Origin of the sequence: Psittacicella hinzii (assembly GCF_003585885.1) — a bacterium.
Taxonomy (GTDB): Bacteria; Pseudomonadota; Gammaproteobacteria; order Enterobacterales; family Psittacicellaceae; genus Psittacicella.
In genome coordinates this window covers 1-8,066 of the sequence record NZ_NRHC01000121.1, presented here as the reverse complement: position 1 = coordinate 8,066, position 8,066 = coordinate 1, and the positions used below count along the sequence as shown (strand labels likewise).

Annotated in this window: 1 protein-coding gene; it reads left to right on the top strand. The window is 38.0% G+C overall.

What is annotated here, in order from left to right:
- On the top strand, positions 1-8,066 hold an 8,066-nt coding region (locus CKF54_RS08205), incomplete at both ends, for a hypothetical protein (RefSeq protein WP_222987582.1).

Here is an 8,066-nt window from a genome sequence, read left to right as displayed (position 1 = left end):
GTGATTAAAGTACAAAACGATGGTACTATCGCCTTAGTAGGTGGTCAAGTATCTAACACAGGTGTACTTGAAGCTAAAAACGGTACAGTATATCTACTTGCTGGACAAAGCATTGTTATTCAGGATTTAGAAAATCCATTAATTTCATACAAAGTTACAGCAAACAACAAAGCTGTTAACTTAGGTAACATTGTTGCGAAAAAAGCTTACTTACTAGCTAACAAAGTAGCAAACGGTTTAACTTCAACTGTAGGTGATACTTTTGCTGACTTAGTAACTCTTGAAGGTAACGCTAACAAAGCCGTAATTAAAGCTAACGGTGAAATCCAATTATTTGGTGCTACTGAAAGTACTCAATTCCAAACAAACCGTCAAGTGAACTCTGAAGTTGTTGGTACGCACAACAGCTTAGTAGTAAACAACGGTACCTTAAACGCTTCATCTGAAACCTCTAAAGGTGGTACTATCTCTTTACTAGGTGACGTTGTTGGTGTTGAAGAAAGCTCTTACATTGCAGCTACTGGTACAACTGGTGGTCTAGTATATGTGGGTGGTGATGCTAAAGGTCGTGGTACTAACGTTAAATTAGCAGATGAAACCCTAATCCTTTCTGGTTCAACTATTGACGTATCTGGTCAAGGTGATGCAGGACAAGTTTACACTTGGGGTAATACTTCTCAGGTAGAGGGTACATTTATTGCTCGTTCTGTTGAAGGACATGGTGGTTTTGTTGAAACCTCAGGTAACTCTATCCGTGTTATTCCTGGACACTTTAGTGTAGATACATCTTCTGCAAAAGGAGAAGCTTACACAGGTCAATGGTTACTTGACCCTACTGACCTTGTTATCTATAACGGTACAGCTGATAACACAAACTGGAAAGGTGATGGTTCATCTTCAAAAGCTTATTATGAAAGCCTCAGTAGTGGAGTTGGTCGTTATTCCTTAAATAAATCAGGTAAAACAACCTATGAGATGACTGATGGTACTGTTAACATGCTACTAGCTAATGGTACAGTAAGTCGTGCAGCTTTCTATACTGATGGTAATATTACCATCAGAGGAGACTCAAGAATCTCTCACTCTGAAGTTAACAGTTCTAAACGTGAGCTTACCTTTATCTCACAAAAAGATGTTAAGGTACAATCAGGTGCGCAGATAACTGCGGGTTATTTAAACCTAACCTCTTATAACGGTAATATTAATGTAACTGGAGCAAGCATTAGAGCAGGTTACAGTGTTGAGTTCTATATCACTCAAATTGGTAACATTACCGTAGACTCATCTACTGTTGTATCAAACCGTCAAATTTGGTTTAACCTAGATACAGATGCAAGTACAGCTAATCGTTTTATCAAGATTACCAACTCAACTATCGATATGACTGGTAGCTTAGCTACCGACAAAGGTTTATACCTTACTTTTAACTCGAATAGCAAAGCTTCAATTATTATTGAAAATAATTCCAAACTCTTAGCTAATACTGGTTTCTTATCTATTGGTATAAATGACTACGATGCGGAAAAATCTGCAGGACAATACATTAATGTAACCGATTCAGCTATCTCTGGAAATTACAACTACCTGTGGTCATACAGTGATGTTTACTTTAATAATGCAACTATCTCTGCTGCTACAGATGGTAACTTCTTCTCTAAAGAAGGCCGTATCTTAAGTGGAGAGAAAGGTTTCACTGCTACAGGTAACAACATTGAATTCGTCGGTTACTATGGTGTAGATGTTGATAATGTTACTACCCACATTAGTGGTACTCAAGAATTTGTTTCTAATACTTCTAGTGTAGAAATCTCTAACTCTGCTCTTTCTGGAAGTAATACAGAAACAACCAGCGATGCTATTAACGTTTATGGTTTAGATTCAGTTAAACTATTTAACACAACAGTTAATGCCTCAACTACGTCAGTTTACTCTGTAGTAGGTGGTTTAAACTTAACAGACTCAACTGTTAAAGGTTATACAACTTCAACGCAAACTCCTGTTTACTTAGGACAATTTGCGACTTCGTCGATAACCACTACCCCGCAATCTTATAATTACTATGACGCTGACAGTGTGTTAGATAACACAACAATCATCTCTGGTAATAATGCGTACCTTGGCTTCCAAGCACCTAACTCTTCGCAACAGGTTACTTTAAAAGACGTAAAACTAAATGCGCCAAATGTAACTATTGCTACTGAACCTGACACAGGTTACAGTGCTTCAAGATCTATTAAAGTTGAAAATCTAACTGGTTCAGTATCAAATCAATTATTCTTTGGTATTAACCAAACTAATACTGACCAAGCACAGCAAACTACGTCATTTATTGTAAAAGACACTACTGACAGCTTATCACTTGGTAACCTTTTAGTATTCTCGCTAGACTCAACCGTAGATGCTAACTTCAATGTAACAGACTCTAATTTTAAATTTACTGGTGCTAGCAGTAAAGCGTATCTCTTTACGGCAAATACTGCAGGTAGCATTAACGTAGAAAACTCAACATTTGATTTTGCTACGTCTAACACTGATAGCAAACTAGAGATTTACGCAACTAAAAATGATGCGTCAGCTGTTAATTTACGTGTAAAAGACTTAACAGTTAATAACGCTAAGGACGTTAAATTAACAAACGGTACGCAATCTACTACTGGTAGTGTGACCGTAAACAATGATGGTAATTTAACTTACTTAACTAACCATAGTTCAAGTTTTGATACAGCGTTTGTTACTGCTGGAAATGTTACTTTAAACTCTGCTACATCTGGTCATACTTACGTTAATAACTCTTTAATCAATGGTAAGACTAACCTAGAAGTTTTAGGTAACAATGTAACTACTAATAAAGCAACACTAACTACAGACCAAGCTAGTGCGAAATCTCCAAAAATTGAAATTACAGGCACAGCAGAACTAAACGAAACTAAAGTTACAGGTTACGGTGATTTAACTGCTAAGGCTGGTACATTTAACGCAACAGATTCTACCTTTAATGCTTCTGAAGGAGCATCTAACTATGACGTTTCAGGTGCTAACATTAATTTAGATAATGTTACTTTTGTAAACAGCACCGCAACTACTTTAGTTAAGTTACAAGCAACTGATGCGATTAATGTTAACAACACTAACTTACAAACTAACCGTTACGAAATTTGTGCAACCAATAACGTAAGAATAAACAACTCTACGTTAGAAGCTCACAATACCGCAACTGCTTCAAAACTTGATACAAGTTCAACCGCTGGTACTCTAGAGATTAGCAATAACTCTACTCTGGTGGTATACACTGAAGGAACAGTAAACGCAACGGGTAACTTAGTAATCACAGATTCAACTGTTGATTTAACTAAAGCGACTAATGCTGATGGTAGCAACAACGCAACTCTACAATCACTCAATGCTAACGCTACTTTTGCTAACTTTACGTTAAAACGTAACGGTGCAGAATCTTCTACTGTTACTTTAAAAGCAAAAGAAAACCTCAGCATTACCCAAGGGACAATTGTAGAGGGTTACTCTGTAACCTTAGAATCACAAAATAATGCAATCAATATTAAAGATTCAAATATTAGTGCATTCTATACTGCAGCTGATGGTAAATCAGGTGGTTACCCAAAAATTACCGCACAAAAAGATATTGTTGTAGATAACTCTAATATCACTGGCTGGCAAAAACTAGTATTCACGTCAAATCAAGGTAATGTTACTTTCAATGAAAGTACAATTACGGTTAAAGATTTAGCAAATACAGGTGAATACTCTGGTGATCTTGAAGTTGTAACGAAAAGTAATGCAGGTGGTGCAGGACAAATTACCCTAGCTCACTCAAGAGTGGTTAGTGATCCAAATAAATCTAACATTAGCTTAGTTGCTGCAGCTGGTATTAGTACCCTCGAAGATACTACATTAGAAGGTCGTAAAATTAATTTAACAGCGCAATCAGGTTCTATTGACTTACAATCTTCAGCTGTTCACTCTACTGGTGATGAAGATGACGCTTTAGTTCTAAGTGCAACTGAAAAATTAATTCTTAACAGCTCAATTGTTGTTGCTAACCAAGATATTACGCTAGACTCAGCAGCTGGTAACGTGAAGAGCCTAGAAGTTACAAACGGTTCAACAATCCAATCTGTAAACGGTAATGTAACCGTTGACTTTACTTCTGCAACTTCAGGATCAAGTGGTAGCTCTTACATCTTTACTAACTCTAGTTTAATTGCCGAAGAAGGTACAGCAAAACTTGCAGTTACAGATGACTTAACTACAACAGGTAGTACTTTCCGTGGTAAAGAAGTTAATGTAACAAGTACCGCAGGAAGCGTTACTCTAATTAATTCTGAAGTAGAAGCAACTGGAGAAAATGCGAAACCAACAATTAAAACTGCGAACGCATTAACTTTAAATAACACTGCTGTAATCGGTAATGGTGATATTACTTTAACTGCTGACGCAGGTGATTTAACTATCATTAATGGTTCAAGCGTAACTTCAAATAAAGGTTCAGTAACTGTTGAATCTACTGGTTCTACTGGTACGCTAACTATTAGCAATGCAACCTTACACGCTGATCAAACTGTTACTTTAAATCAATCTGGCACAACAGGTACAAGTACTCTTGATGGAGTTCGTTTAATCTCTGACAATGCTAACGTTGAATTAAAATCTTCAGCTTCAAGCCTTGTTCTGAAAAACTCTGAACTATCTGCAGTAAACGGTACAGCTAACTATCAAGTAACAAATGATTTAACTCTAGATCACTCTGCGATCCGCGTTAAAGATGATTTAGTATTTGCTCAAGATACTGTAGGTGGAACCCTAAGAATTGTTAACGGTTCTGCGTTACAATCATCAGCTGGTAAAGTAGATGTAACTATTGCTAATAGTGATGAGTTCTCTAACTCTTCAATCATTGCCGCAACTGACGCTAACCTAACTAAAGAAACTGGTGACCTTGAACTCAAAGGTTCAGACATAGTTATCCAAGGTAAAAATGTTAACCTTAAAGCTAAAGATGGTAGCATTGCCCTAGGTGATACAACTATTACAGGTGTACCTGATAGTAGTGGCGCTGGTGACATCAACATTGTGGCAGAGAGCTCTAGTGGCGGAACTGCAACAGTAACTGTATTAAACTCAACTATTAGTGAGTTCTCTAATGCTAACTTAAACGGCGCAACTGGTGCAGTAGTTAACAATTCAACTATTACAGGTACAGATACAGGTTACTTTACAGTTAACGGTGGTACAGGTACTACAAGTGTAACTAAATCTAGCATTACCCGCTTTATCGGTGCAACAGTTGAAGCTGAGCAAGATGTTACACTTGACAATGCAACCTTCACAGGTACAGGTGGCGGTGACTTTAAAGTTGTAAGTACAGAAGGAACAATCACTGCAACTAATACAGAGGTATCTCAATTCAATACCTTAAATGCAACAAGTAAAGGTGACTTAACTCTAACTGGCTTTACAACTACTGGCTCTGGCAATGGTGATGTAATCATTGAAAGTACAGAAGGTAAGCTAGCAGTTAAAGACTCTACTATTGATGAGTACAACAATGTAAATCTAGATGGTAATAGTGGCGTTGATCTTAATAATGTAACCGCAACAGGTAAAGGCAGAGGTAGCTTTAACGTTAATAGCTTTGACGGTCCAATATCTATTGAAAACTCAACTGTAACTGATTACAGTAATGTATGGTTAAGTGCATATGAAGAAATCGAGTTAGATAACCTAACAGCTACAGGTACTTCTAGCGGAGACTTCTATGCAAGTAGCGGTAACTCAACCCTTAAAGTAGCTAACACTACTATCACCGAGTTCAACAATGCAACTCTTGATGGTGATAAAGGTGTTACTCTTGAAGACTCTGAAGTTACTGGTACAGATAAAGGTGACTTTAACCTAACAACTGCTAATGGCACAGCTACGCTAGCAGATACTGAAATTAGCAGATTCAACAACCTAAATGTTAAAGGTGATCAAGGTGCAAATCTTGACAACGTAACAGCAACTGGTACGGGAACTGGTGAGTTCTCTGTTGAAAGTGCAAACGGCTCAACTACGCTAACCGACTCAACTGTAACCCAATTTAAAGATGTAACTTTAAGCGGTGAAACAGGTGTTACGGTTGAAAAAGTAGAAGCTACGGGTGCAGGCGATGGTGATTTCACTATTGAAACTAATGGTACAGCAACCCTAGATAACTCTACCGTTACTAAGTTTAACGATGTAACTGTATCTGGTGTTACAGGGGCAACTGTTGACAATGTTACAGCTACTGGTACAGGTGGCGGTGACTTCACGGTAACAAGTTCTGAAGGTACAGCGGCAGTTGCTAACTCAACGGTTACTAAGTTCAACGATGCAACTGTTTCTGGTGATCTTGGTGTAACTGTTAAAGATGTAATTGCAACTGGTACTGGCAATGGTAACTTTAAAGCAGATAGTGCAAATGGTACTGTAGCCCTTGCTGATTCTGAAGTTACTGAATTCAGTAATGTAGAACTTGATGGTAAAGAAGGCATTACTCTCCAAGACCTAGTAGCAACAGGTACTGAAAGTGGCTTCTTTACAGCTACAAGCTCTGATGGTGCTATCTCTCTCGCTGACTCTGAAATCACTAAGTTCAATTACTTAAAACTAGATAGTAAGTTAGATGCAACTGTAGAAAACGTAACCGCAACAGGTACTGGCGCTGGTGACTTCGAAGTTACAAGTGAAGAAGGTACTACAACTGTGAAAAACTCTACAGTGACGCAATTTAACAACGCTAAACTAGATGGTGATAAAGGTGTTACTGTTGAGAATGTAACTTCAACTGGTACAGGTGCAGGTGACTTCACCGTAAACAGTGACAATGGTCCAGCAACTCTAGTAGCGTCTACCATTACGCAATACAACAACTTAAACGCAACAAGTAAAGAAGACGTTACGGTTGAGAATGTTACAGCTACAGGAACTGGTAAAGGTGACTTTAACCTCGTAAGCTCTGAAGGCACAGCAACCCTTAAAGACTCAACAGTTTCTGAGTTCAATAACTTAAAAGTTGATGGTGACCAAGAAGCTACAGTTGAAAACGTTACAGCAACTGGTACTGGTAATGGAGACTTCACTGTACATAGTGATAAAGGGACTTCTACTTTAACTGACTCTACAGTTACTAAATTTAACAATCTAACAGTTGACGGTGACCAAGGTGCTACAGTTACAGACGTTACAGCAACTGGCACAGGTGAAGGTAACTTTACCGTAACAAGTGAGCAAGGTGCGACATCTCTAACAGATTCTACGGTAGAAAAATTCAAAAACTTAATTGTAGAAGCTGATAAAGATTCAGAAATTAGTAACCTTGACACAACAGGTACTGGCGAAGGTGTCTTCAAAAACACAAGTAAAAATGGCTCTGCAACTGTTAAAGACTCAACTGTTGAACAGTACAAAGACTTTACTAACTCTGCTAAAGATGACGCTGTTGTAACTAACGTAACAACAACTGGTACTGGAGAAGGTGACTTCACTAATGAAAGCTCTGATGGTAAAGCTGTAGTTACAGACTCTAAAGTTGACAACTACAACAACCTCAACAACAAAGGTGAAACCGAAGCTACTATTGAAAACGTTACTACCACTGGTTCAGGTAAAGGTGATTTCAACAACGAAAGTAACGGTACTGCTACTGTTAAAGATTCAACTGTTGAAAATTACAACAACCTAAACAACAAAGGTAAAGACGACGCTACCGTTGAAAACGTTACAACTACTGGTACAGGTGAAGGAAGCTTCACTAACGAAAGTACTGAAGGTAAAGCTGTAGTTAAAGACTCTACTGTTGAAAGCTACAACAACCTCAACAACAAAGGTAAAGAAGAAGCTACTGTTACAAATGTAACAACTACAGGTACTGGCAAAGGTGACTTCAACAATGAAAGCTCTGATGGCAAAGCTGTAGTTACAGACTCTAAAGTTGATAACTACAACAACCTAAATAACAAAGGTGAAACTGAAGCTACCATCGATAACGTTACTACCAAAGGTTCAGGTAACGGTGATTTCAACAA